23 protein-coding genes are annotated in these 23,954 nt (G+C 48.3%); 3 read left to right on the top strand and 20 right to left on the bottom strand.

Going from position 1 to position 23,954, the window contains the following annotated elements; genetic code table 11:
- Window positions 1–17: 17 nt before the first annotated feature.
- Window positions 18–377 carry an Asp23/Gls24 family envelope stress response protein gene (locus tag GC102_RS04065; protein ID WP_057303556.1) on the bottom strand — a complete coding sequence of 120 codons (360 nt, stop codon included), beginning with the start codon at window positions 375–377 and terminating at the stop codon, window positions 18–20.
- 346 nt (window positions 378–723) lie between these two features.
- Here GC102_RS04065 and rpmB point away from each other — a divergent pair, with 346 nt between their 5' ends.
- Window positions 724–912 carry a 50S ribosomal protein L28 gene (gene rpmB / locus GC102_RS04070; protein ID WP_029197753.1) on the top strand — a complete coding sequence of 63 codons (189 nt, stop codon included), beginning with the start codon at window positions 724–726 and terminating at the stop codon, window positions 910–912.
- A 101-nt stretch (window positions 913–1,013) separates the two neighbouring features.
- Here the strand turns inward: rpmB and spoVM are convergent, their stop codons facing one another.
- The 18 genes from spoVM to dapF form a co-directional block, all read right to left on the bottom strand.
- Complete coding sequence (spoVM, locus tag GC102_RS04075; RefSeq protein WP_036634233.1) at window positions 1,014–1,094, bottom strand: stage V sporulation protein SpoVM; 81 nt, start codon at window positions 1,092–1,094, stop codon at window positions 1,014–1,016.
- Window positions 1,095–1,440: 346 nt separating this feature from the next.
- Window positions 1,441–1,686 (bottom strand): hypothetical protein, encoded by a 246-nt coding sequence (locus GC102_RS04080; protein ID WP_171648733.1) that lies wholly within the window; start codon window positions 1,684–1,686, stop codon window positions 1,441–1,443.
- Window positions 1,687–1,703: 17 nt separating this feature from the next.
- A complete protein-coding gene (rpe, locus tag GC102_RS04085; RefSeq protein ID WP_171688311.1) occupies window positions 1,704–2,354 on the bottom strand; it encodes a ribulose-phosphate 3-epimerase in 651 nt (216 codons plus the stop codon).
- A 5-nt stretch (window positions 2,355–2,359) separates the two neighbouring features.
- On the bottom strand, window positions 2,360–3,289 hold the full coding sequence (gene rsgA / locus GC102_RS04090) for a ribosome small subunit-dependent GTPase A (protein ID WP_171688312.1): 930 nt from the start codon (window positions 3,287–3,289) through the stop codon (window positions 2,360–2,362).
- Window positions 3,289–5,391, bottom strand: coding sequence for a Stk1 family PASTA domain-containing Ser/Thr kinase (gene pknB / locus GC102_RS04095; RefSeq protein ID WP_171688313.1), 2,103 nt, complete (start codon window positions 5,389–5,391; stop codon window positions 3,289–3,291). The genes rsgA and pknB overlap by 1 nt, the downstream gene beginning before the upstream one ends.
- Window positions 5,388–6,152, bottom strand: coding sequence for a Stp1/IreP family PP2C-type Ser/Thr phosphatase (locus GC102_RS04100; protein WP_171688314.1), 765 nt, complete (start codon window positions 6,150–6,152; stop codon window positions 5,388–5,390). The genes pknB and GC102_RS04100 overlap by 4 nt, the downstream gene beginning before the upstream one ends.
- Window positions 6,153–6,167: 15 nt before the next feature.
- Complete coding sequence (gene rlmN / locus GC102_RS04105; RefSeq protein ID WP_029197747.1) at window positions 6,168–7,235, bottom strand: dual-specificity RNA methyltransferase RlmN; 1,068 nt, start codon at window positions 7,233–7,235, stop codon at window positions 6,168–6,170.
- A gap of 353 nt (window positions 7,236–7,588) precedes the next feature.
- On the bottom strand, window positions 7,589–9,046 hold the full coding sequence (gene rsmB / locus GC102_RS04110; protein WP_171688315.1) for a 16S rRNA (cytosine(967)-C(5))-methyltransferase RsmB: 1,458 nt from the start codon (window positions 9,044–9,046) through the stop codon (window positions 7,589–7,591).
- Between the two features lie 118 nt (window positions 9,047–9,164).
- Entirely contained in the window at window positions 9,165–10,142 is a 978-nt protein-coding gene (gene fmt, locus GC102_RS04115; protein WP_312883159.1) for a methionyl-tRNA formyltransferase, read from the bottom strand.
- A complete protein-coding gene (def, locus tag GC102_RS04120) occupies window positions 10,139–10,621 on the bottom strand; it encodes a peptide deformylase (RefSeq protein WP_171648721.1) in 483 nt (160 codons plus the stop codon). The genes fmt and def overlap by 4 nt, the downstream gene beginning before the upstream one ends.
- 41 nt (window positions 10,622–10,662) lie before the next feature.
- Window positions 10,663–13,176, bottom strand: coding sequence for a primosomal protein N' (gene priA / locus GC102_RS04125; RefSeq protein ID WP_171688316.1), 2,514 nt, complete (start codon window positions 13,174–13,176; stop codon window positions 10,663–10,665).
- Window positions 13,176–14,396 (bottom strand): bifunctional phosphopantothenoylcysteine decarboxylase/phosphopantothenate--cysteine ligase CoaBC, encoded by a 1,221-nt coding sequence (coaBC, locus tag GC102_RS04130; RefSeq protein ID WP_171688317.1) that lies wholly within the window; start codon window positions 14,394–14,396, stop codon window positions 13,176–13,178. The genes priA and coaBC overlap by 1 nt, the downstream gene beginning before the upstream one ends.
- A gap of 68 nt (window positions 14,397–14,464) precedes the next feature.
- Window positions 14,465–14,692: a DNA-directed RNA polymerase subunit omega gene (gene rpoZ / locus GC102_RS04135; protein ID WP_047672652.1), complete on the bottom strand. Its 228-nt coding sequence runs from the start codon at window positions 14,690–14,692 to the stop codon at window positions 14,465–14,467.
- Entirely contained in the window at window positions 14,693–15,331 is a 639-nt protein-coding gene (gene gmk, locus GC102_RS04140; RefSeq protein ID WP_057303546.1) for a guanylate kinase, read from the bottom strand.
- On the bottom strand, window positions 15,321–15,581 hold the full coding sequence (gene remA, locus GC102_RS04145; protein WP_009672664.1) for an extracellular matrix/biofilm regulator RemA: 261 nt from the start codon (window positions 15,579–15,581) through the stop codon (window positions 15,321–15,323). The genes gmk and remA overlap by 11 nt, the downstream gene beginning before the upstream one ends.
- A 33-nt stretch (window positions 15,582–15,614) precedes the next feature.
- Window positions 15,615–16,487 (bottom strand): YicC/YloC family endoribonuclease, encoded by an 873-nt coding sequence (locus GC102_RS04150; protein WP_312883160.1) that lies wholly within the window; start codon window positions 16,485–16,487, stop codon window positions 15,615–15,617.
- Window positions 16,488–16,528: 41 nt separating this feature from the next.
- Complete coding sequence (locus GC102_RS04155) at window positions 16,529–18,403, bottom strand: bifunctional homocysteine S-methyltransferase/methylenetetrahydrofolate reductase (protein ID WP_171688319.1); 1,875 nt, start codon at window positions 18,401–18,403, stop codon at window positions 16,529–16,531.
- 34 nt (window positions 18,404–18,437) lie between these two features.
- Entirely contained in the window at window positions 18,438–19,268 is an 831-nt protein-coding gene (gene dapF / locus GC102_RS04160) for a diaminopimelate epimerase (RefSeq protein ID WP_171688320.1), read from the bottom strand.
- 343 nt (window positions 19,269–19,611) lie between these two features.
- Here dapF and GC102_RS04165 point away from each other — a divergent pair, with 343 nt between their 5' ends.
- Window positions 19,612–20,352 carry an MBL fold metallo-hydrolase gene (locus GC102_RS04165; protein WP_171688321.1) on the top strand — a complete coding sequence of 247 codons (741 nt, stop codon included), beginning with the start codon at window positions 19,612–19,614 and terminating at the stop codon, window positions 20,350–20,352.
- 33 nt (window positions 20,353–20,385) lie between these two features.
- A complete protein-coding gene (locus GC102_RS04170; RefSeq protein ID WP_171688322.1) occupies window positions 20,386–20,973 on the top strand; it encodes a CGNR zinc finger domain-containing protein in 588 nt (195 codons plus the stop codon).
- A 153-nt stretch (window positions 20,974–21,126) separates the two neighbouring features.
- On the opposite strand, the gene GC102_RS04175 is transcribed toward GC102_RS04170, so the two are convergent.
- The gene (locus GC102_RS04175; RefSeq protein WP_171688323.1) at window positions 21,127–23,922 is read right to left on the bottom strand and encodes a calcium-translocating P-type ATPase, SERCA-type; all 2,796 of its coding nucleotides are present in this window, start codon (window positions 23,920–23,922) and stop codon (window positions 21,127–21,129) included.
- Window positions 23,923–23,954: the final 32 nt, after the last annotated feature.

Here is a 23,954-nt window from a genome sequence, read left to right on the forward strand (position 1 = left end):
TCCTGGTTATCGGGCTTTTACTTGGCTACACGAACGCCTTGAACAAAAATGTTCACATCGTCCACATGAAGACCTACAACGTCATTCAAAATATATTTGACTTTCGTTTGGACATTACCTGCGACTACGGATATTTTCGTTCCATAGCTGACAATAATATAAAGATCAATTTCGAGTCGCCCGTTTTCATGGCGAACTTCGACGCCGCGGCTTAAATTGTCCCGGCCTAGCAATTCCGCTATTCCGTCTTTCAATTGCTTTCTCGTCGCCATGCCAACAAGTCCATAACAATCTAACGCAGCGGATCCCGCCAGTGTTGAAATCACTTCATTGGTAATATACACTTTTCCGTACTCGGTTGTGAGTTCAATTGGCATTATCTAACAACTCCTTCAAGTTTCGCTTTAGCAAGACTACCTTTGTAAGCATTCCCTTTCCTGCTTTGGCTTTAGCCAATTCGACTTTACTAAGTCAATTACTATGTACTTGGAATGTGGGCTAATCTTCATTGTACTATAACATACTGAATAAATAAACGGCAAAAGTGCAGGTAATTCGTTGACTAGGCTCCTTTTGCTATGCTATTATATTTAAGTGTGTTTTTGCTGGTTATATTATGAATCGCAACAAACCAAACAATGTCTAAAATTATGGAAAGCTGTCATGTCAAGCTTAGGCTTGCCACCCAGGCTGCTTTGTATACTGCCCAAGGAGGTGTCAAACATGTCCCGCAAATGTTTCATTACAGGTAAAAGTCCTTCTTCAGGAAATCACGTGTCCCACGCTAACAATAAAAACAAGCGTACTTGGGGAGTTAACGTTCAAAAGGTTCGCATCCTCGTTGATGGCAAACCAAAACGGGTTTACGTAAGTACTCGTGCGTTGAAATCCGGAAAAGTGGCTCGCGTTTAATTAGTAGCTGCGCATACTTACACTTTCTATGTGAAAGACAAAAAGCACCTTATCGGTGCTTTTTTTGCATTTCTGGGGAAATGGAGTAAGTATGTGTTGGCCTAGTTTTTACTAAACGTATTAAGTACGGCTTTCACGAATCCACCCAAAAATCTTGGTAGTTTGATTGTGTAGAACTTCATTCTCTACCCCTCCTTAGAGTTTTCGTCAGAAAACTGACTTCATGAGCATTCGCTTAGAGTTTTCGTGAGATAAACCTCTACCGAGGTCTTACGAAGATGAGCGACCGCGCTTAGAGGAAGGCAGAAAACTGACTTCATGAGCACAGACTTCAAGTTTTCAGAAGAAACTTACGTCGTAAGCATATGCTTCACAAGTTGCATGACTGCTCCTTAGCATCGTTACAACAGTATATGCCCGGACCGTAAAAAAGTGCCTTCTATTTTTACTTTCTCCCACAATTCGCTCGCTTCCAGAAAACAAAAAAAGCTACAAGAGCGCTTCACTCTTGTAACTATATGTATGCGGCTATGGTGCAGTTATGCCCAGCTGCGTGTAAAGCGCATAAATTAAACTGAAAATAAAATAGAAGAGAACAGAAATAACGATGAACCAAATGCGAAACCCAATTTGCTCAAACCGGCGGAAGAATCGCATCCCTACATACAGGGCGCCAAGCGAGAATATATATTTCGAGATATCGTGAATATTTGAAAAACACGCCAATAGAATTGCGCAAAGCAGACTATACATCAATAACCAGAGAAATCTCATCGTCCTTCGTTCCCCCTCTACCCGCGTATTCGCCTGATAGCCTCGGCACGATCGGACTGCCCGAACACAGCATTGCCGGCAACCAACACATCGGCTCCAGCTTCCGCCACCTGGCGAGCCGTCACCTCGTTAATACCGCCGTCCACTTCAATATGTAGCCCTTTCAGTCCCTTAGCATTCGCTTGCTCACGCAGTGCGCGAATTTTGCTCAGCATGCCAGGAATGAAAGCCTGTCCGCCGAATCCAGGATTGACCGTCATAATAAGCACAAGATCCAGCTGTTCATCGAGTACATGCTCAATTAGCGAAATCGGGGTTGCAGGATTCAGCACAACCCCCGCTTTAACCCCGCTTTGCTTAATAAGATGAAGTGTCCGGTGCAGATGCGTACAAGCCTCCACATGGACGGATATCATATCGGCACCCGCTTTGACAAAATCAGGTATATAGCGATCTGGCTGCTCAATCATCAAATGAACATCAATCGGCAGCTTCGTCATTGGGCGTATCGCTTCAACAACAAGTGGACCAATTGTGATATTCGGCACGAAATGGCCGTCCATGACATCCACATGGATCCAATCGGCTCCGCCAAGCTCCGCTTCCTTAATCTCTTCCCCAAGTTTAGCGAAGTTGGCTGATAAAATAGAAGGTGCTACGTATACCATCCGTCCTAATACCTCCTCTTCCGATCCTTGATTTCAGTTAAAAACAACAAGTAATGATCAAAACGAGAAGCTGCAATAACTCCCTCCGCTACCGCATCACGAACCTTGCAATCCGGCTCATGCAGATGCAAACAGCCTCTGAACCTGCAGCCCTCCGCTATCGCGGCAAACTCCTTAAAGCAGCCGCTAAGACCCTCTGCTTCAACTTCCATGAAGTCTAACTGGCTGAATCCCGGCGTATCAGCTACAAGGCCACCATTCGTGAGTGGCAGCAGCTCAACATGACGAGTTGTATGCTTTCCTCTGCCTAATCTCTGAGAAATGGCATTCGTCTCCAGATTAAGACCACTAATCATTGCGTTAAGTAGAGAAGACTTACCCACACCGGATTGTCCAGCAAAAACACTGACGGCTCCGTCCAAATGATGCAGAATCGCTTCCACGCCTTCTTGCAGCTTAGAACTCGTCTTCACTACCGTATAACCGATTCCCTCATAGAGCTTCGTAATCCGCTCCAGCTCGGCAACCGTCATTTCTTTGGGAACGGAAGAATCATCATCTTCGGTCAATAAATCACTCTTGGTGAAACATAACAAAACATCAATGCCCGTATTTTCAATATGGACCAGAAATTTATCTAACAGCTGCAAATTGAGAACAGGCTCTGTCACCGAAAAAACGAGCACAACCACGTTTACATTGGCAATTGGAGGCCGTATGAGCTCCGAAGTGCGGGGAAGGATTTCAGTAACGGTCCCCTCCCCATTCTCCGTTTCCGCATACATAACACGGTCTCCTACAAGAGGAGTTATGTTTCTATTTTTGAAAACGCCTCTTCCGCGGCAAGTAACCGTCTTGGCTTCACGGAGATCCGCCTCCTCAGGCAACACATAATAATAGCCGCTCAGCGCTTTTACGATATATCCTTGCGGCATTAAGGTGTGCCTCCAGCAGGTGGTTTAGAACCGCCAGTTTGACCTTGCCCATTGCCGCCAACCGGAATAGCCGGACCATTGCTTTGCTGTTTAGGCGAAGGCGATGGTGACGCAGAAGGACTAGGCGAAACTGTCTTTCCATTTTTTTGATCCAAGTAGTCTTGATACGTGCGAGTAATGGAGTTGACCAAGTTATCTCCTTCTTTAATCAAGATGACAGCTTTCTTATCTGGAGAAACAATGACTTTGACATCCATGTTCTGAGGTTTCGATACTTTTTCCGTTTTGTATTCGAAGTTCTCATACTGGGCATCACTTACGACAATTTTAAACTCGGAATCTTTGCCCTCCGTGGTTGGCTTCACAGCAATGCTTACCGTCAATTGTCCGGCATCCTCCGGCAATCCGTCACTAATCACCAAGGAAATCTCGGCACCGACGGAGACATCCTGATTTTTTGTAAAAGGGAACTGTTGAATGACCTTGCCTTTGGCGATCTTGTAGCTCTTCTCGCGCGTAATCCCGTTCACAGGAAGCTTCAAATTAAGTTTAGTAATCGTCGCCTTAGCATCTGCTTCCGTCATTCCGATGAGATCCGGCATTTTGAACGTTTCCTTGGCTTTGCTTACGGTAAAAGCAATGACCGCTTTATCAAGCTCAAACTCTTCGCCAGCCAGAGGGGATTGCTTCAAAATGATATCTGGCGTACCATCAGTCGTCTCTTGTGTAATCGTAATCTGCTCATCCTTGATGCCAAGGGCTTGCAGCTTCAGCTTAACATCCTTAAATGGTTGCCCTGCATAATTATCCATCTTGATTTTGGGCGTACCCTTACTTACATACAGGGTCACTTTGTTGCCCACATTCATTCTCAACCCCGTAGGATCTTGACGAATAACGATGTCTTTAGCCAGCTTGCTGTCCAAATCATATTCAACCGTCGAGCCCAATCTCACTGCCGTTAATTCAGCTTGAGCTTGAATCAACGGTTTGCCTGCCACATTGGGAACCTCGACGGTTTCAATCGCGAACATCCCTTTCACGTACCCGACCATATACCACATAGCGCCGAGCACCATTAACAAAACGACAATCCAAATGAGCGGCTTAATCCACCCTTTCCCTTTGGAAGGAGCTGGCTCTTCCCGCCAGGCAGGTTTCTCAGGCTCGTCATCATCCTCGAATTGTCCGAGTTGGTCGGCGCGAATCGCAGGCATCACTAGGGTACGCTCTTCGTCCATCCCATCCGCATCCCAGAAAACCACCTTTGCTTCATTCCGGCGATCCGGATTCAAACAGGTATCGAGATCTGCCATCATTAGCTTCGCTGACTGGTAGCGTTCTTCAGGCTTTTTGCGCATGGCTCTCAAAATAATGTTTTCCACGCTTTGCGGAATGAGAGGGTTCACCTTACGCGGTTCTTCCACATCTTCCTGTAAATGCTTCAAAGCCACAGAAATCGGGCTCTCACCGAGAAAAGGCAGCCGAGCTGTCAGCATTTGATACATCACGATACCAAGAGAATACAAATCGGATTTCTCCCCTGTATTCGTCCCTTTGGCATGTTCCGGTGAGAAATAGTGCACAGAACCGACAACCGATCCGGTTTGTGTGATGGTGGAAGACGTGGCAGCCCGTGCGATACCGAAATCCGTCACTTTAACACGGCCGTTTTTGCCGATCAAAATATTGTGCGGTTTGATATCCCGATGAATGATTTCATTGTGATGGGCGTGATCGAGGGCATCTGCAATTTGACTCGCGTAGTGAACCGCATCTTCCACCTGCAGCGGTGCTCTCTCTTTGATAACATCATTCAAAGTCGTGCCTTCTATGTATTCCATCACAATATAATGCACGTCTTCTTCTTGTCCGACGTCATAAATACTGACGACATTAGGATGAGAAAGTGAAGCGGCTGCTTGAGCTTCTCTACGGAAACGACGAATGAATTCTTCATCGTGCACATACTGCTGGCGCAGTACTTTCACAGCCACTTTACGATTTAATAAAAGATCATGCCCTTTGTAGACTAAAGCCATGCCGCCTCCGCCGATGCGATCTAAGATTTCATAGCGGCCTCCAAGCTTTCTACCGATCAATTCCCATCACCCCTTTTTTCGTCCGAATCATGATCGTGCGCAAGTAAAACGACCGTTACATTATCGTCTCCACCTTCATCAAGCGCGCTTTGAATCAACTGTTCCGCTGCATCTTCCATACGTTCATGTGATTTGACAATTCGTAAAATGTCGCCAGAATCCACCAATCCGCTTAAACCATCCGTACAGATCAGAACGATATCACCCGGACGCCACGCGTACTCATAGAGATCCACCTCTACGCCTGGCTCTGTGCCAAGTGCACGAGTGATCCAGTTACGTCTAGGGTGATGATCGGCCTCTTCGATGGTAATCTGCCCGTTCTTCACAAGCTCATACACCAAAGAATGATCTTCCGTTAGTTGTGTGATCGATTCACCGGTGATCTTGTAAGCGCGACTGTCACCGATATGTCCAATAATAAGAAGCTCTTGCGAAGCAATAATGGCAACAACTGTCGTGCCCATACCATGATAACTTTCTTGCCCTGAGGCGAATTCATAAATTTTCTCATTCGCCTTTTCAATGGCTTCCTTCAGCACTTGCTTACAAGCTTCCACAGACATTCCCCAATGGATCGATTGCAGCTCATCTGCAATCATATCGATGGCCATTTGGCTGGCGATATCACCAGCTTGATGTCCCCCCATGCCATCAGCCACAATAGCCAAAGATAGGCCATTGAGATCATGATGGATGGCGGCTCGGTCCTCATTCACTAAACGGACTTTGCCAATATCGGTACGGCTTACCATCTTCATCCGGATTTCACCTCATTACTTGTTCTCCATATGCTTCGCGCGCAGTTGTCCGCAGGCAGCAGCAATGTCACTACCTTGTTCACGACGTATGGTGGCATTAATTTTGCCCTTCTCAAGAATACGTTGGAAGGTGAAAATATCATCCCTAGGCGTACGCTTGAAATCCCGTTCGGCCACGAAATTCACTGGAATCAGGTTCACGTGGCTAAGCGGCATATCCTTCAGCACTTGCGCTAGTTCCTCTGCGTGTTCAGGCTGGTCATTCACTTCGCCCATAAGGGCATATTCAAACGTAATTCGTCTGCCGGTTTTGGCAATGTAATACTTACACGCTTCAATTAAATCTACGAATGGGAATCTACGATTGACAGGCATCAGCTTGGATCTGAGCGTATCATTCGGCGCATGAATAGATATCGCCAGATTGACTTGCAAATTCTCATCAGCGAATTTGTAAATGTTCGGCACAATCCCACTCGTCGATACCGTGATATGACGTTGCCCAATGTTCAGACCTTTCGGGTGAATCATGACACGAAGGAAATTCATTGTCGCTTCATAATTTTCAAAAGGCTCGCCAATACCCATAATGACGATGGAAGAGATTCGTTCCTCTGTCTCATCCAGCAATTTCTGGGCTTTAACAACTTGGGCCACAATCTCACCCGGTCTCAAATCCCGCTTCAAACCGCCCAACGTAGATGCACAAAACGTACACCCTACCCGGCACCCTACCTGCGTTGTTACGCAAATACTGTTGCCGTAGTTGTGCTTCATGACAACTGTTTCAATGGCATTCTTGTCTTCCAATTCAAATAAAAACTTGACCGTACCGTCCTGCGACTGATACTTGGCAATTTCGGAAAGCGTGACAAACTCAAACTGATCCTTCAGTTTGTCACGCAGCGACTTCGGCAAGTTCGACATCTCATCGAAGCTGAATACCCGCTTAATATAAAGCCAATCGAAAATTTGCCCGGCACGAAAAGAAGACTCGCCGTTCTCTTTCACCCAGCTTTGCCATTCATCCCAATTCAAATCATATACAAACGGTTTATCTTTCTCATAAGGCTTATTTCCCACATTTATCACAACCTGTTGTTATTTGTCCTGATTTTTTGCTAATCGTATGTTATTTTATCACAAAGCGAGAACGAACACACGTCCCCGTGGTTAGCAGCTGCGGCGATAGGGCATTTACGTGGCCGAGTAACCGTCAACACCAACCCAGACTACCCAAGCATTACCTGCAAAAAGTGCAGCTAAATCGAATACTTAGCCCTTTTTGAGGAAATTAACTGTAAAAAGTGCAGTTGATTTAGATGAAATCAGCTTCATTTCCTCGATTAGGTCATTTTTGCTGTACAAAATGCAGTTTGTACCCAAGTAAATACAGTTAAACCCAGAGAACCGTTGCTCAGCCTCCGGCCGACAAGCTATACACGTTTGCGTAGCCTTGCTATAAAGAAACCGTCCGAATGAAACTGCTGCGGCAGGATTTGCACCATACCGGTTGCAGCAGCCGCAGGGTCAATGCTTGCGAAAACATCCGCCGGCAGCGGCGCTAGCTCAAACTCGCTATGCTCGGCGAGGAAGCGCTCAACCATGCCTACGTTCTCCGCATGCTCAATCGTGCACGTGCTGTAGACCAGCACGCCGCCCGGCTTGAGCAGCCTATGCACTTTGCTCAGAATAGCATGCTGCAGCTCGCTAATCGCGTCAATCTCCGCCTCTTGCTTCGCCCACTTAAGGTCGGGCTTGCGGCGAATGACCCCTAGACCCGAGCAGGGCGCATCGAGCAGGATGCGGTCAAATGACTCCGCCGCAAAATGTTCGTCCAACTTCGCAGCATCCATCACCAGCGTCTGGATCGACGACAGTCCCAGACGCTCCGCTTGATCTGCGATCAGCTTCTGCTTGTGCTCATGCAGATCACAAGCCCAGATCTTGCCCACATCGTCCATCTTCTCGGCGATGTGCGCGGTCTTGCCGCCAGGGGCGGCGCAGCAGTCCAGCACCGTCATGCCTGGACGCGGATCCAGAGCTTCGGCGACGAGCATCGAGCTCTCGTCTTGAATCGAGAAGTCCCCATGCTGGAAGCCGGGGACTAACGCCATGTTCCCGGCCCCCTGCACAAGGATGCCGGCCGGGGCCAGCTCTGACGCTTCCGCGCTGAGGCCGCTGCCTTGAAGCTGCTCCAGCAGCTCCAAGCGACTGCGGCGCCTCGCGTTCGCGCGAATGCTGACGTGCGGCGGCTCATTGTTCGCCGCACAGATCTGTTCCGTCAGCTCGGCTCCCAGCTGACGGATCCACCGGCGCACGAGCCATTCCGGATGGGAATGGCTCAGCGCGATGCGCTTCACGTCGCCGAGTGCAGCCGGCAGCGTGAGCTCGGCTTTGCTGCGGATAACCGCGCGCAACACGCCGTTGACCATGCCCGAGATGCCTTGATGGCCTCGGCGCTTCGCGATATTGACCGCTTCGCTCACGACCGCATGGTCGGGGATGCGGTCCAAATAATGCAGCTGATAGAAGCTCAGCCGCAGCAAACATCTCACCCAGGGCTCGAGCTTCGCGAGCCCCTTGCTGACGAAACGCTCCAAGAAGAAATCGATCGTATTTTTCCGTCCGATGGTCCCATAAACAAGCTCCGTCGCCAGTCCCGCATCCGCCCGCTCAAGAGCATGCTTTTGCAATACCTGGTTCAGCAGCAAATTGCTGTACGATTGATTTTCTTCAACCCGAATTAAAACATCCAGCGCCGCATCACGAGCAGAATGCTTAACAGCGCTGCTCTTCGCAGCGCCTGAGGATGATTTTGGAGCAGAGGGCTTGCCGGCCCCCTGCGATTTTATTAGTCCGTTTTGCGGACGATTTGGTTTTTGCGTTGACAAATCGAATACCTCATTTTTAAGTTGAATAGAAAGTATACGGTGTATACTTTAGCTTCGCATCAACCTTGACAAACGCGTTCGCCCTAAAGGGACGACGAGTCGTTTATCCTTGGTTGCTTTAATTACTCTGTCCGAATACCGTACCAGCTGGGATTTGCACACCTCGTACGAACTCTGACACGGGCATCGCCTTTTTGCCTGAAGGTTGGATCTCAGTCAGCCACAGCGTACCTTCACCCGTCATCACTTCAATGCCCTGCTCACTACTGCCAAGTACAGTTCCAGGAACAGGTGCTTCACCGCTGATTTCGGAGAAGCTTCGGCTTCTTGGCTCCGAAGAACTTTTCGGATTCGCGCTAGCCCATACTTTCATAACTTCCCCATTCCAGAGCGTGTAAGCGCCAGGGAAAGGGTTTAAGCCGCGTACTTGATTCCAAAGCTGGGCGGCAGAACGCGACCAATCGATCAATTCGTCCTCCCTGCGGATATTCGGAGAATAAATGGCATCTGCCTCATTTTGTGGGGCAGCCTGGATACGTCCTGCCAGTAAATCAGGCAATGTACGCTTAAGTAGATCAGCACCGGCTATGCTTAGCTTATCAAATAATGAACCCGTCGTATCCGTATCTTCGATCGGAAGCTCCACCTTTGAAATCATATCGCCAGTATCAAGACCTACGGCCATGTACATAATCGTAACGCCAGTTACGTCCTCACCCCGAATCACAGCGTGATGAATCGGCGCTCCGCCTCGATATTTGGGCAGCAGCGAAGCATGGATGTTAATACACCCGTACTGCGGCAGATCCAAAACCGCTTTGGGCAAAATCTGTCCGTAAGCGGCTGTTACAATCAAATCCGGTTTTAATTGTCTCAAAAGCTCAACCGAATCAGCTTGACGCAATTTCTCCGGCTGAAGCACCGGAATCCCATGCTTTTCGGCTTCCACCTTAACCGGAGGAGGCGTCAGGACGCGCTTGCGACCTTTCGGCCGATCTGGCTGCGTGACAACCGTCGTTACGTTATAGCCTTCCTCCAAGAGCAGACGCAAGGAGGGTACTGCGAAATCCGGCGTGCCCATAAAAATAATGTTCACTCGGAATCTTCCTCTTCTTCAGCCGTGTACGTTTTGGTTGCAAGATCAGTAAACAGAACACCGTTCAAGTGATCAATTTCATGAAAAATGCAGCGAGCCAGTAAATCCGTACCCGTCACTTCAATCGGATTTCCATCACGATCTTGACCTTTGGCCGTAACATGGAGCGGCCGAAGCACATCGCCACGAAGTCCGGGAATACTTAAGCAGCCTTCCGGCCCCATTTGTTCACCACTGGAAGTGACAACCTCAGGATTTACCATTTCAATCAATCCGCCGTGTTCTTCTCCGCAATCCATAACGATAACGCGTTTAAGAATACCGATTTGCGGGGCAGCAAGGCCCACGCCCTCCGCTTCATACATCGTGTCTGCCATATCATTTAGCAGTTTATGCAGATTAGAATTAAATTTCGTAACCGTGACGGCTTTCTCACGCAGCACTGGATCTGGATCTTTAACAATAATACGAATAGCCATAATGTGCACCTACCTTTGAAGTCTTCTCTATTTGGGGTTCATTACATCAAATATTGCGGGTCAACATCCACGCTAATCATCAGCTTTTCTTTCGCTGAGCGCTCTTCAAACCAAGCTACTGCTTTAGCAACGATCTCTGCAGCCTGATCTTCCCCCCGATATTTTACCACGCATTGGAATCGATATCTATCTTTGATTCGTGAAATCGGCGATGCAACAGGTCCTAACACGTCCATTTGAAACGATTGATCCGTGGACAACGTATTCGTAAACAGATCAACCTGCTGGGCCCGATACGTAAAAGCGATCTCTTTCAATCTCGTTACAAAAGCCTCCGCAGAACGTACCAGGAGCGGAACCTGCTCATGTGAAAAAGTGACCAGAATCAAACGCTGATAAGGCGGATAGCCTAAATTTGCACGTATATCAAGCTCATGGTTCGCAAAAGCGATATAATCGTGCTTGCTTGCATACTGCACACTATAATGTTCGGGCGTGTATGTCTGGACGAACACTTCCCCTTGCTTTTCATGACGCCCTGCCCGGCCTGCAACCTGTGTTAGCAACTGAAAAGTCCGCTCCGCTGAACGGAAATCCGGCAGATTAAGCACCGTGTCCGCTGCGATAACCCCCACTAAGGTCACGTCGGGAAAATCCAGCCCTTTGGCTACCATCTGCGTGCCAAGCAGCACATCCGCCTGCTTCTCGCGAAACATCGTCAGCCATTTTTCATGCGAACCTTTCTCCGTCGTAGTATCGACATCCATGCGGATGACCCGAATCCCAGGGAAAATCTTACTAAGCTCCTCTTCAACACGCTGTGTTCCTGTACCAAAATGTCGAATATGCTCCGACTGACAGCTAGGACACTGCGTAACCTCTCGCTCCGCATAGCCGCAATAATGACAGCGTAGCATGCGCGAGCTTTGATGATAGGTAAGTGAAATATCACAATGCGGACATTGCGAGACGAAACCGCAAGTACGGCACATAACGAACGTCGCATACCCGCGCCGATTCAGCAGTAAAACAATCTGTTCTTTCTTTTGTAACCGATCTTCGATCGCTTTATACAAGGAGCGGCTGAACATAGAACGATTTCCATTTTTCAGCTCCTCACGCATATCGACAATTGCTACTGGAGGCATCGGACGGCTGGCCACGCGTTCCCGCATTGTCAACAACCGAAAGGGAGGTTTATCCCTGTCACGGCGTCGCCTTGTCTTCTCGATACTTTCAAGAGAGGGAGTTGCGGAACCGAGCACAACGACGGCGTTTTGCTGCTTCGCTCTTTGAACCGCGACATCACGGGTGTGATATTTGGGACTCTCCTCTTGCTTATAGGAAGATTCGTGTTCTTCATCAATAATAATAAGGCCAATTCTCGTAAAAGGAGCAAAAATCGCCGAACGAGCGCCGATTACAACCTTCACTTGCTTACGCATAATTTTACGCCATTCGTCGTACCGTTCGCCATTCGATAACCGACTGTGCAGGACGGCGACCAAATCGCCAAACCGCCCTTTAAATCGTTCTACCATCTGCGGCGTCAGTGAAATTTCAGGAACGAGAACAATCGCTTCTTTATCCATATCCAAGCACTGCTGAATGGATTGTAAATACACTTCGGTTTTACCGCTACCCGTAACCCCATGCAGCAGAAATACCTCATTGCGTTCCTCCGCAACTGCATCCCTAATTTCCGCGAAGACACTGCTCTGTTCTTCCGTTAAGGGAAGCGGCTTCGTCCGCGTGAAAGCACGACCCGCATAGGGGTCGCGCATCACTTCGACCTCACGCAGCTCAATCCATCCGCGATCCGCCAAGCTTTTGACCGTGCTAGCGCCGACCTCCACCGTTTCCATCAGCTCCGTAAGCCGAATCGCGTGTGGATGCTCCATCAAATAACGCAGCACATCCTGCTGTTTGTTAGCTCTGGCAGGAAGCTCGGCCAAAGCCTCTTCCAGTCCGCTACCTCCAGCTGGAGGGAAAACAGTCAACGCCTTCTTGGTGTTCATTCGGTCTTTGACCACTTGTACTTCCGTTAAGATACCTGCGCTCAGCAGTTGTTTAATGAGGGCGCCGTCACTTGCAAAACGCTCCATCAAAGCATCCATCGAGACTGAGCCTTTGGACTTTACAAAGCTAACAATCTCTTGGAGATCCGACATGTCCAGCAGCGATTGCTCACCAGACTCCTCCCCAACCCCAATCGCACGTTCATATTTCGCTTTAAGCGCAGCAGGCAGCATCGCCTGGAGTGCCGTAACTTCATGGCACAAGTACATGCGGCTGACCCACCTCCCCAGACTCACAAGTTCTTCCGTAAGTGGAGGAACCAAGTCCAGGACGTTCTGAATCGGCTTAATGCGATTTACATCCACCTGCGTTTCCTCATGCAGTTCAACGACAAAGCCTTGCAGCACCCGAGGGCCGAAAGGCACGCCAACGCGACTGCCCACTTCAACCCATTTGCTCAGGGATGCGGGTACTTCATAGTCGAATGCCCGGTTCGTTTGTTTCGCTGGGACATCGACAATGACTTTGGCGTACATCAGGATTCCCCCGCTGCGGTATGCATACGATCCGCCGCAAGCTCGAGCAGTCTACGTGCCACATCTTTCTTACTCTGTATAGGTAGGGCCTCTACGAGCCCATTACGATCATAGAACCGGACCACATTCGTATCTCCGCTAAAGCCCGCACCCTCCTGTGACACATCATTACCAACGATGAGATCACAGTTTTTACGGTTCAGCTTGTCCATCGCATGCTCGTCCAAACGTTCCGTCTCCGCAGCAAACCCAATGATGAACTGATGCTTTTTGAGCGTACCGATTTCCTGTAAAATATCCGGATTTTTAACCAGCTCTAAAGTTAGCGAATCCGACTTCTTTTTGATCTTTTGCTCTGAAACAACCGATGGACGGTAATCGGCAACCGCAGCAGCCTTAACAATGAGGTTACTTTCGTCTAGACGAGCTAGCACTGCCTCTCTCATATCCAAAGCAGATTGAACATTGATTAGCTGAACGCCCTCAGGAGCGGATAAAGCGGATGGCCCTGATATCAACGTCACCTTGGCCCCCATACGCACCGCTTCTTCAGCGATAGCGTAGCCCATTTTGCCGGAGGAGTCATTCGTAATATACCGTACCGGATCAATGCGTTCAACAGTGCCTCCGGCAGTCACAAGGACACGTTGTCCTTCTAAACGCCTAGGCTCCCCCTTAAAATGCAGCTCAATCGCAGCAAGAATCTCCTCAGGTTCAGCAAGCCGTCCTTTTCCCACATAACCGCAAGCCAATTGCCCTTCTCCCGGTTCAATAAACCGCACGCCGCGGCTCAACAGTGTCTGCATATTATGCTGTACAGCTGGATTCGCATACATATGCACGTTCATTGCAGGCGCTACCCATATCGGTGCCATGGTTGCAAGCAGTGTCGTACTGAGCATATCATCGCCAAGACCAAGCGCTAGCTTGCCAATCATATTCGCCGTTGCAGGCGCAACAAGCACGAGGTCAGCACTATCCGCCAAATTGATATGCGATACAACCGAAGGGTCTTTCTCATCAAAGGTATCCACAAAAACATGATGACGAGACAGCGTTTGAAACGTTAACGGCGCTACAAATTCAACAGCCGATTTGGTCATGATAACACGCACAATTGCACCAGCTTGTGTCAGTTTACTCGTTAACGCAGCAGCCTTATAAGCGGCAATGCCTCCGCACACGCCGAGCACAATCGTTTTGCCATGCAGTACACTCATAGGTATCCCCTTTCTACGCACAATTTGAGAAAAAAATAACAACCACTAGGGTTGTTGGGTAAACCAATTTATTTCTTCTGATATTTCTCAGTCTCTGTCGACTCAATTTTCTCATAACCGATATAGTTACCGTATAGCTCTTCTAACGCAACACCAACATGTTTGTGGGCCTTTTGGCCTTTCAAATTTGATTTAGCGCCATCACGCAAGGATCTTGCTCTTTTGGAAGCAGCTACAACTAGTGAATACTTGCTATCCACGATATCAAGCAGTTTATCAATTGAAGGGTATAGCATTCAATTCACCTCATCCATCCATTGTACGATTTTTGGATACATCCGATCTTTTTTGCAATGTTCTGCTAAGAGAATCGCTTGTATTTTGGAACAAGCCGTTTCTACATGGTCATTCACAATCGCATAGTCATAGTGCTCCATCAAGCGAATTTCGTCCATAGCTACCGACATGCGGCTGCGAATGACTTCATCCGTTTCCGTCCCACGCGTTACAATGCGATTCTCAAGCTCATCTAGAGAAGGCGGCAGCAAGAAAATGAAAACACCTTCGGAAAACTTTTGTTTAACTTGCAGAGCACCCTGCACTTCGATTTCCAAGATGACATCTTGACCGGAGCGCAGCGTTTCCTCAACAAAACGTCTCGGAGTGCCGTAGAAGTTACCTACATATTCGGCCCATTCCAACACTTCATCCGTTTCGATCATCTGTTGAAATTGCTCTCGTGTTTTGAAAAAATAGTTTACACCATCTACTTCCCCTTGTCGAGGAGAACGGGTAGTGGCCGATACCGAGTAGACGATATCCGGTGAACACTTGCGCAGCGCGGCGCAAACGGTACCCTTACCGACACCGGAAGGACCGGATAAAACAATCAGAATGCCTCTCTCACGCTCAAGGGTATTCGTATTACTCGTCATGATCATCGTCCTTGTTGGATAGTCTATGCGCTACCGTCTCTGGTTGTACTGCCGACAAAATCACATGGTCGCTGTCAGTGATAATAACGGCACGGGTTCTTCTACCATATGTAGCGTCAATCAGCATGTGACGATCACGCGCTTCTTGAATAATCCTCTTGATCGGAGCCGATTCCGGACTTACGATCGAGATAATGCGGTTCGCCGATACGATGTTGCCGAACCCGATATTAATTAATTTGATAGCCATTACGACTTCCTCCTCGCGAAGCTCCATGCCGCTTCACTCGATATTCTGTATTTGTTCGCGCATCTTCTCAAGCTCTGCTTTCATCGTAATCACTCTAGCCGTAGGCTCCGAGTGATTGGACTTGGATCCGATCGTGTTCACTTCTCGATTCATTTCTTGAATCAAGAAATCCAACTTTCGTCCAACAGGCTCTTTCTCTGTAAGCAATTGATCACATTGCTCAAAATGACTTTTCAGTCGAGTTAATTCCTCATCCACATTCGAACGATCTGCGAATATCGCAATTTCTGTTGCTAGGCGCTGCTCTTCCACAGGCGTTTGCTCCTGAAGAAGTGACTGAATTCTGTTCGTCATCTTAGCCGCATAGTCTTGAACCACCTGAGGTGCTAAAGCTACCAATTCGACATGAATTCGCTTCAGTTCCGCCAAGCGCTCACGAATATCTTGCTCCAGAAACGCTCCTTCCCGCAGCCGCATGTCGGATAATCTGGCAACGGCCTCCTGCAAGCAGGCGCATAGTTCCTGTTCAATCTCTTCATCAGGTTCCTTACGCGACTCCTTCATCTGAATGAGATCCGGAAGTTTCAATAAATCTTTGAGCTCGACCTGCTCGGCATACCCATAGCGCTCCCTCAACTGCTCCGCAGCCTGCAAATAGGCATCTGCCAAAGCGAAGTTAACCGTTACACTCTTCGGGGAAGCCGTTTCACGTTCCGCCGTGACGAAGACGTCTACCCGTCCTCTCTTCACCGCTTGCAGCACCGTTTTCTTCAAAGCGTCTTCAAAAGCCGCCCATTCCTTCGGCAATCGGATCGACACTTCACTATACCTATGATTGACCGATTTCACATCGATAAACACGTTGTATCCCGCAAAAGAACGATTCGCTTGTCCGAATCCGGTCATACTGCAAATCATCCTTATCACATCCATTAACCTATTTTAATTCATTTTGAAAGTGGGTACAAGTGGAAATCATGCCGATTCGACTTTTCCCATACATACTTCGTCAGGTCTACGCACATCTCATAGGCCAGAAAAGGGGTCATCAGATAGATGCCATTAAAGAAAGGCATTGCTGCATCCAGCAGCTCTTTGGCAATCTCAACGCCCATTGCCCGTCCTTCCGGACCCTTGAGTCCATTCATGCGTTCTCTCACTTCATCGGATAACCGAATACCTGGAACTTCATTGTGCAGATATTCAGCGTTCCCTCCGCTAGCTAGCGGAGCAATACCTATGAAAATCGGTATATTTAAATGCCTCGTCGCTTCATAAATTTGTTCAATCAGCTTGGCGTCGTAGACGGGCTGCGTCATGATGTAATCGGCGCCTGCTTCAATTTTGCGTTCCAAGCGCTGAACCGCTTTATCCAGATGCTTCACATTCGGATTAAAAGCAGCCCCTACAACGAAGTTGGCCTTCTGCTTAAGCGGCTTACCCGAGAAAGCAATGCCCTCGTTAAGCTGCTTAATCATCCGAATAATCTCGAATGAGGTCAGATCGTAAACGGAGCTGGACCCAGGGAGATCGCCGAATTTGGCGGGATCGCCGGTCACGGCCAGCACGTGGTCGATGCCCAGCGCGTGAAGACCCATCAGATGGGACTGTGTCCCAATCATGTTGCGGTCGCGGCACGCGATGTGGATCAGCGGACGCGCGCTTAAGCGTTCCTGCACGAGGTAACCGAGGGCCAGATTGCTCATGCGCGTCACGGCCAGTGAATTGTCGGCCATCGTAATGGCGTCGACATGTGCATCCTGCAGGGCCTTCGACCCCTGCATAAATTTCTCGATGTCGAGATCCCTTGGGGGATCCAGCTCGACAATGACGGTTTTGCGCTGCTTCACGATTTCGAGCAGCGAAGGTTTGCCTGCCGGCGGCGCAGGCTTCGCCGGGGCGGGCTCGCTCACGCGCACAGCTCGCGCGGAGGCCAACGTACCAGGCGCTGCCGGGACATAGCCTTGCAGCGCCTTGGCGACGGCGGCGATATGCTCCGGCGTGGTGCCGCAGCAGCCGCCGATGATGCGTGCGCCGAGGTCAGCGAAGCGCAGCGCGCTCTCGGCGAAGTACTGAGGCGTCGCCGCATAGGTGTAGTGACCGTCGACGTAGTCAGGCAGCCCCGCGTTCGGGAACGCGGAGAATGGGATGCCGGCGATAGGAGTTAGCTTCTCCATCGAACGGAGAATCCCATTCGGACCGACACGGCAGTTGAAGCCGATGACGTCAGCCCCGCCGTCGCGTAACCGCCCGAACGCTTCCTGCAGCGGAACGCCGTCTTGTGTGCTGCCGGTGCCTTCGTTAGCAAACTGACAAATGACAGGCAGCTCACTCATGCTGCGAATGATACGCAGCGCGAGCTGCAGCTCTTCCAAATCATAGAAGGTCTCAAGCAATAGCCCGTCCACTGGCGAATCCAGTAAGATGCTAATCTGCTCACGCAATGATTCCTCAACATCCGTCGTACGAACGTTTTTGCGCTTGCCCGCACGAATAGATCCAATAGCCCCAACGACATATGCTTCGTCACCAACCGCTTTTCTGGCTAGCTCAACACCTGCGCGGTTTATCGCTTCAACATCGCCTTCTAGTCCGTACTTGGATAATTTTTCGCGATTAGCCGAGAATGTATTCGTTTCAATAAGACGCGCACCTGCCTCAAAATAACGGCGGTGCACGTCAGCAACCGTTTCCGGTCTAAGCAAATTCAATTCTTCATAAGAAATGCCGACAGGAAATCCCATCTGATATAAATAAGTCCCCATAGCGCCGTCACCGACCAAAATATCCCGCTGCAGCGCCGTACGAAGATCCAATTTCATGATAAATTCCCCACCTACTAAAAATGTAATTAAGTTAAACCGTGCCCGTAAACACTTCTTCCGCAGGTCCGGTCATATAAACATGGTTGTCCGCTTCATTCCATTCGATAAACAACTCTCCGCCTTTGAGCGAAACAGTCGCTTCACGGTCCGTTAAACCGTTTAACACAGAGGATACAAGCGTTGCACAAGCGCCAGTTCCGCAAGCAAGTGTAGGACCTGCTCCTCTTTCCCAAACGCGCATATCCGTGTAAGCACGATTTTTCACCGTTGCGAATTCGACATTGATTTTACGTGGGAACATCGGATGCGCTTCAAGCTTCGGCCCCCATGTGGCAAGATCGAAATTCACAGCATCCTCGACATAGATAACACAGTGCGGGTTCCCCATTGAAACAGCTGTAAAACGAAACTCTTTCCCGTCAACTTCAATCGGGTAATTGATAACTTTAGCTTCATCTACCGTAGTCGGGACTTGAAGGCCGTTCAGGATCGGTTGACCCATATCCACGCGAACAGTCCGAACTTTGCCATCTTGTACGTTTAATTGCACCTTTTGTACGCCTGCGCCAAGTGTTTCAACGGTAATCTCCGTTTTATCAATTAGCTTATGATCGTATACATATTTAGAAACGCAGCGGATGGCATTGCCGCATTGTTCAGGCTCAGATCCGTCGGAGTTAATAATGCGCATTTTGAAATCAGCATTGTCAGAAGGAAGAATATAGACGATGCCGTCAGCTCCAATACTAAAGAAACGATTGCACAGCTGGATCGCACGCCGATCTGCATCAGCAGGAAGTTCTTTCTCACCAGCTACTACGATAAAATCGTTGCCTAGACCATGCATTTTTGTAAAATTCATTGTTAATAGCACTCCCAGTATGCGGTTTAGCCATTATCATAGCGTAAAACCGTCCAAATGCATAGTCCTTTCCCCTATTCAGAGCGATTCTCTCGCTTATTCACCATTTCATGAGCCAAGGGGAGAGTACCAATAGATTCCTAGTATAAGAATTAGTTTAATTGAGGAACGACATTGATTATTTCTTCACACCTAAATATTTTATTTTTTCACTATAACCTTTTAAAATTATATTTACAGGTTATAAAATTACCTTTATACTATAAATTATAACCTGATAATTTATAGTATAAAGGTTACATAAAAGGGAAAGCCCCTACAAACCGAGAGGAATGATATTTTCATGATAATTCAGAAGCTTCCATGGGCCGGCTTACGTGTGCAAGGGGAAACAACAAATGTGGTGATCGACCCTCTTTTCCATTTTCCAAGTAAATTCAACCTGCCACATGAAACTTTCTATCCACTTCATGAATTCGGTCCTGTCGATGCCGTCTTGATCACGCACCATCACGGTGACCATTTCGACCCTAAGGCCATATCCGCTTTCTACGGCGACGATATTCCAGTCTACTTCCCTAAAGAGTCAGCAGAGCTTGCGAGAGAAACATCTCTAAACAACATACATGAAGCAGCTTTAGGCGAATCGTTCTCGATCGGTGATCTTACAATAACTGCAACCTATTCGGTTGATGGCATTGGAGACCCACAAGTCGCTTGGATTGTAAAAAGCGGCGAAAAAAAACTCATTCACTGCGGGGATACTTTATGGCACGGTTATTGGTGGAAAATAGCGAAGACTTACGGCCCCTTCGATGCGGCCTGTCTTCCCGTGAATGCAGCTGTGTTGGAACTTCCAGGAATGACACCTAGCGGACAACCGATTACCCTATCTCCCGAGCAAGCGGTATCAGCAGCAACAGTTCTTGGCGCATCCACATTAGTGCCTATCCATTACACAGCTATTCATCACCCGCCTCTCTATACAGAAACTCCTAACATACTTGTCCGCTTGCAGGTAGCAAACGCTGATAATAAACTGAATTTGGCTATTCTAGCTTCAAAAGAAACGCTCTCTCTATAGCCAGACTTAATCTCAATTTGGAGCTGAATTTTTATGGATACATCGTTATTTGTCTTAGGCGGTGCCACTTGGATCAACTTACTGAACACAGTGGTCATGCGCAATAAACAACCGACCGATCTTCTGGCTGATCCTGTAATTACAATGTCATGGCTTGAGGAGAATGGCTTGTTGTTACCTGGCATGCATTCTCCCTCAGACCCAGCAAATGATGACCGAATACGAACCCGGCTTGTAATTTTACGAGAGATTTTCACACAAGTCTTAAACGATTTAAAGCGCCAGGGCACCCTCTCAGCTTCCGTATATGATGAGATAAAGAAATGTACGGAATCCCTGGATGTTAAACTGACAACGAGCTTCGAGGGCGCTAAGCTTGTATTGATGTACGAAGGTAAAACCCCTTTGGATCAAATTGCTTATACAATTATCCATTCGGCATTCGATACGCTAAGCAGCATCTCGCCGGACAGAATCCGAAAATGCGAGCATAAGGATTGCATCCTTCATTTCGTTGATGTCTCTAAAAGCGGGCAAAGGCGCTGGTGCAGCATGGAACAATGCGGCAATCGTCATAAAGCGGCGCAGTTCTACGAAAAGAAAAAAACGAAGAAAACCTAATTCGAGGAGGGAATTACAATGCTTTCGGAGGGCAGCTTGTTTGTAGACGAAGCTTAGATTCTTCGGGTCATGGATACCATGATCAACTAGCTAGCTTTCAAAGCAAAAAGCCGCCTCACGGCAGCTTTCTTGCACTTTATAGTCATTTCATATTCATCTAAAACTCGGTTTGGAAGAATTATACGAAACAGAACGTGAATTCTTGTTGTTGCGTTTAGGCGACAGCACACTGCCCAACCCCATTAAGAAGGTCGGAATGCCAGCGGCGATCAGAACCAGAATCCAATCCTTCCAACCAAGTGGAACCGTTTTGAAAATAGGTTGAAGAGCTTCCACATACATAACAGCCAGCATCAATATAAGCGAGGAAAGCACTGCGAGAACAAGGTAACGATTTTGAAAAGGATTACGGTGGAAAATAGAGCGTGAACTGCGGCAATCAAATACGTGAATGAGTTGAGCCATGACCAAAGTGGCAAATGCAACGCTTTGCGCTTTCAGTAAGGTATCAGCATCAGATGGGTTGACTCGTAATACGAGCCAGAAAGCACCCAAGGTGCAAACGCCGATAAGAATACCTCTAGAAATAATTTTCCAACCTAATCGTCTTGCGAAAATATTTTCTTTCGCCGAGCGCGGCTTGTGCTGCATCAAATCCTTCTCCGCTTGATCCACACCGAGCGCCATAGCAGGAAGGCCGTCGGTGACAAGATTCACCCATAGAATTTGAATGGGTACAAGCGGCAAAGGCAGACCGGCCATCATCGCAATGAACATCGTCATAATTTCGCCCACATTAGAAGCAAGCAGATATCGAATGAATTTACGAATATTTTCATAAATACCGCGTCCTTCTTCAATCGCCGCAACGATCGTGGAGAAGTTATCATCGCTTAGAATTAAAGAGGAAGCTTCCTTGGATACATCCGTCCCTGTAATCCCCATTGCAATGCCGATATCCGCAGCTTTGATCGCTGGCGCATCGTTCACGCCATCCCCCGTCATAGCGACAACATGTCCTTTGCGCTGCAAAGCTTTGACGATACGCAGTTTATGCTCAGGGGATACCCTCGCATATACGTAGGTATCATTCACTTTAGCATCCAGTTCATCGTCCGAGAGCCCTGCAATCTGCTGACCACTCATGCTGACCCCATTCGCTGGAATCATGCCGAGCTGCTTAGCAATCGCCTCAGCTGTCGTCTGATGGTCACCTGTAATCATGACCGTTTTGATGCCTGCTTTACGGCATTTCGAGATAGCTTCACGCACTTCTTTGCGCGGTGGATCGATCATGCCGGTTAATCCAACAAAGATCAAACTGTTTTCCACATCTTCATAATCCTCGTATCGGTCACTGCTCTTAAGTTCTTTGTAAGCAATCCCCAATACCCGCAGAGCGGATTTGGCCATGCCTTCATTCGCAGAAATCACTTTCTGTTTAAGGGTAGATGTGAACGGAATCACCTTTCCATCCCAAAGAATGTAGCTGCAGTGCTGGATTAGAACATCAGGAGCTCCCTTCGTGCAAGCCATCCGACCATGCTCAGAAGTGACAAGCACAGACATCCGCTTACGCTCAGAATCAAAAGGAAATTCAGCGATACGCTTATATTTCTCACTTAGCGATTCCTGGGTAATGCCACTCTTCGCACTCAGGACAACTAATGCACCTTCGGTTGGATCCCCTTTTATGTTCCAAACAGAGACAACGCCATCATTGCCATCCTTGCCCTTCTTCCGTTTCAACTCCTGCTTTTCCTCGTACAAAGTTGCATTATTACAAAGCACGGACACATGAAGCAGCCTACTAAGTGAAGGGTTCTTAAGCGCATCGGTATTTTGTCCACTTAATTGGATATCCCCAACCGGCGTATAACCGTCACCCGTCACTTCCAACACGTCACCGCCCACCCATAAGTGGGTAACCGTCATTTTATTCTGAGTCAGCGTTCCTGTTTTGTCGGAACAGATGACCGAGGCACAACCTAAGGTTTCTACGGAAGGCAATTTTCTAACAATGGCTTTACGCTTAATCATTCGTTGTACACCGAGTGCAAGCGCAATGGTTACTATAGCCGGAAGTCCTTCCGGAATAGCGGCGACGGCTAAGCTGACACCGGCCAGGAACATCGCATAAGGTGGTTGTCCATGCATAATACCTGCGATAACAACGAGGACAGTCAATGCAATCGCGACAATGATCAGAATCTTCCCAAGCTGTTCCAAACGATGCTGAAGCGGCGTCTCCATAGATTCTGTATTTTGAATCAGATCAGCGATTTTCCCCATCTCCGTGCTCATCCCGACACGAACAACAATGGCTTTGGCTGTTCCACGCGATACCATCGTACCCATGAAACCCAGATTACGCTGATCCCCAAGAGGTACTTCATCGTTAGATATAGCCGATGTTATTTTACCGACGGCTACCGACTCCCCTGTTAAGGCTGACTCCTCGATATATAAGCCATTCGTTTCCAGAAACCGCACATCTGCCGGCACCCGGTCGCCACTTTCGAGCAAAATAATATCGCCTGGGACCAAATCACGAGCTGGTATTTGATGAACTGCGCCTTCTCTCCACACATTTGCGTTAGGGGCTGACAATTCTTTAAGTGCGCGCAATGAACGTTCCGCCCGAAATTCCTGTGTAAAGCCAAGAATGCCATTCATCACAATAATAACGATAATAGTAATGGCATCTAAATATTCACCCAACAAGCCGGAAATCAAGGTTGCCCCCAATAAGACCAGCACCATGAAATCTTTGAATTGATTCAAAAGCAGTGTAATCGGAGAAACACGCTTCCCTTCGGAAAGCTCGTTTCGACCAACTTCCGCCTGTCGCTTCCAAGCTTCCTCCCAGGGCAATCCTTGCTGCATGCTCACCTGCTGTGACTGCAGGACTTCTTCCGATGTCAACTGGTACCACTTATTCTGACTCATCTGCCCTTCTCCCTCCCACTTCCACATAATCT

This window comes from Paenibacillus germinis (genome assembly GCF_013141785.1).
In the GTDB taxonomy this organism is placed as follows: domain Bacteria; phylum Bacillota; class Bacilli; order Paenibacillales; family NBRC-103111; genus Paenibacillus_E; species Paenibacillus_E phytorum.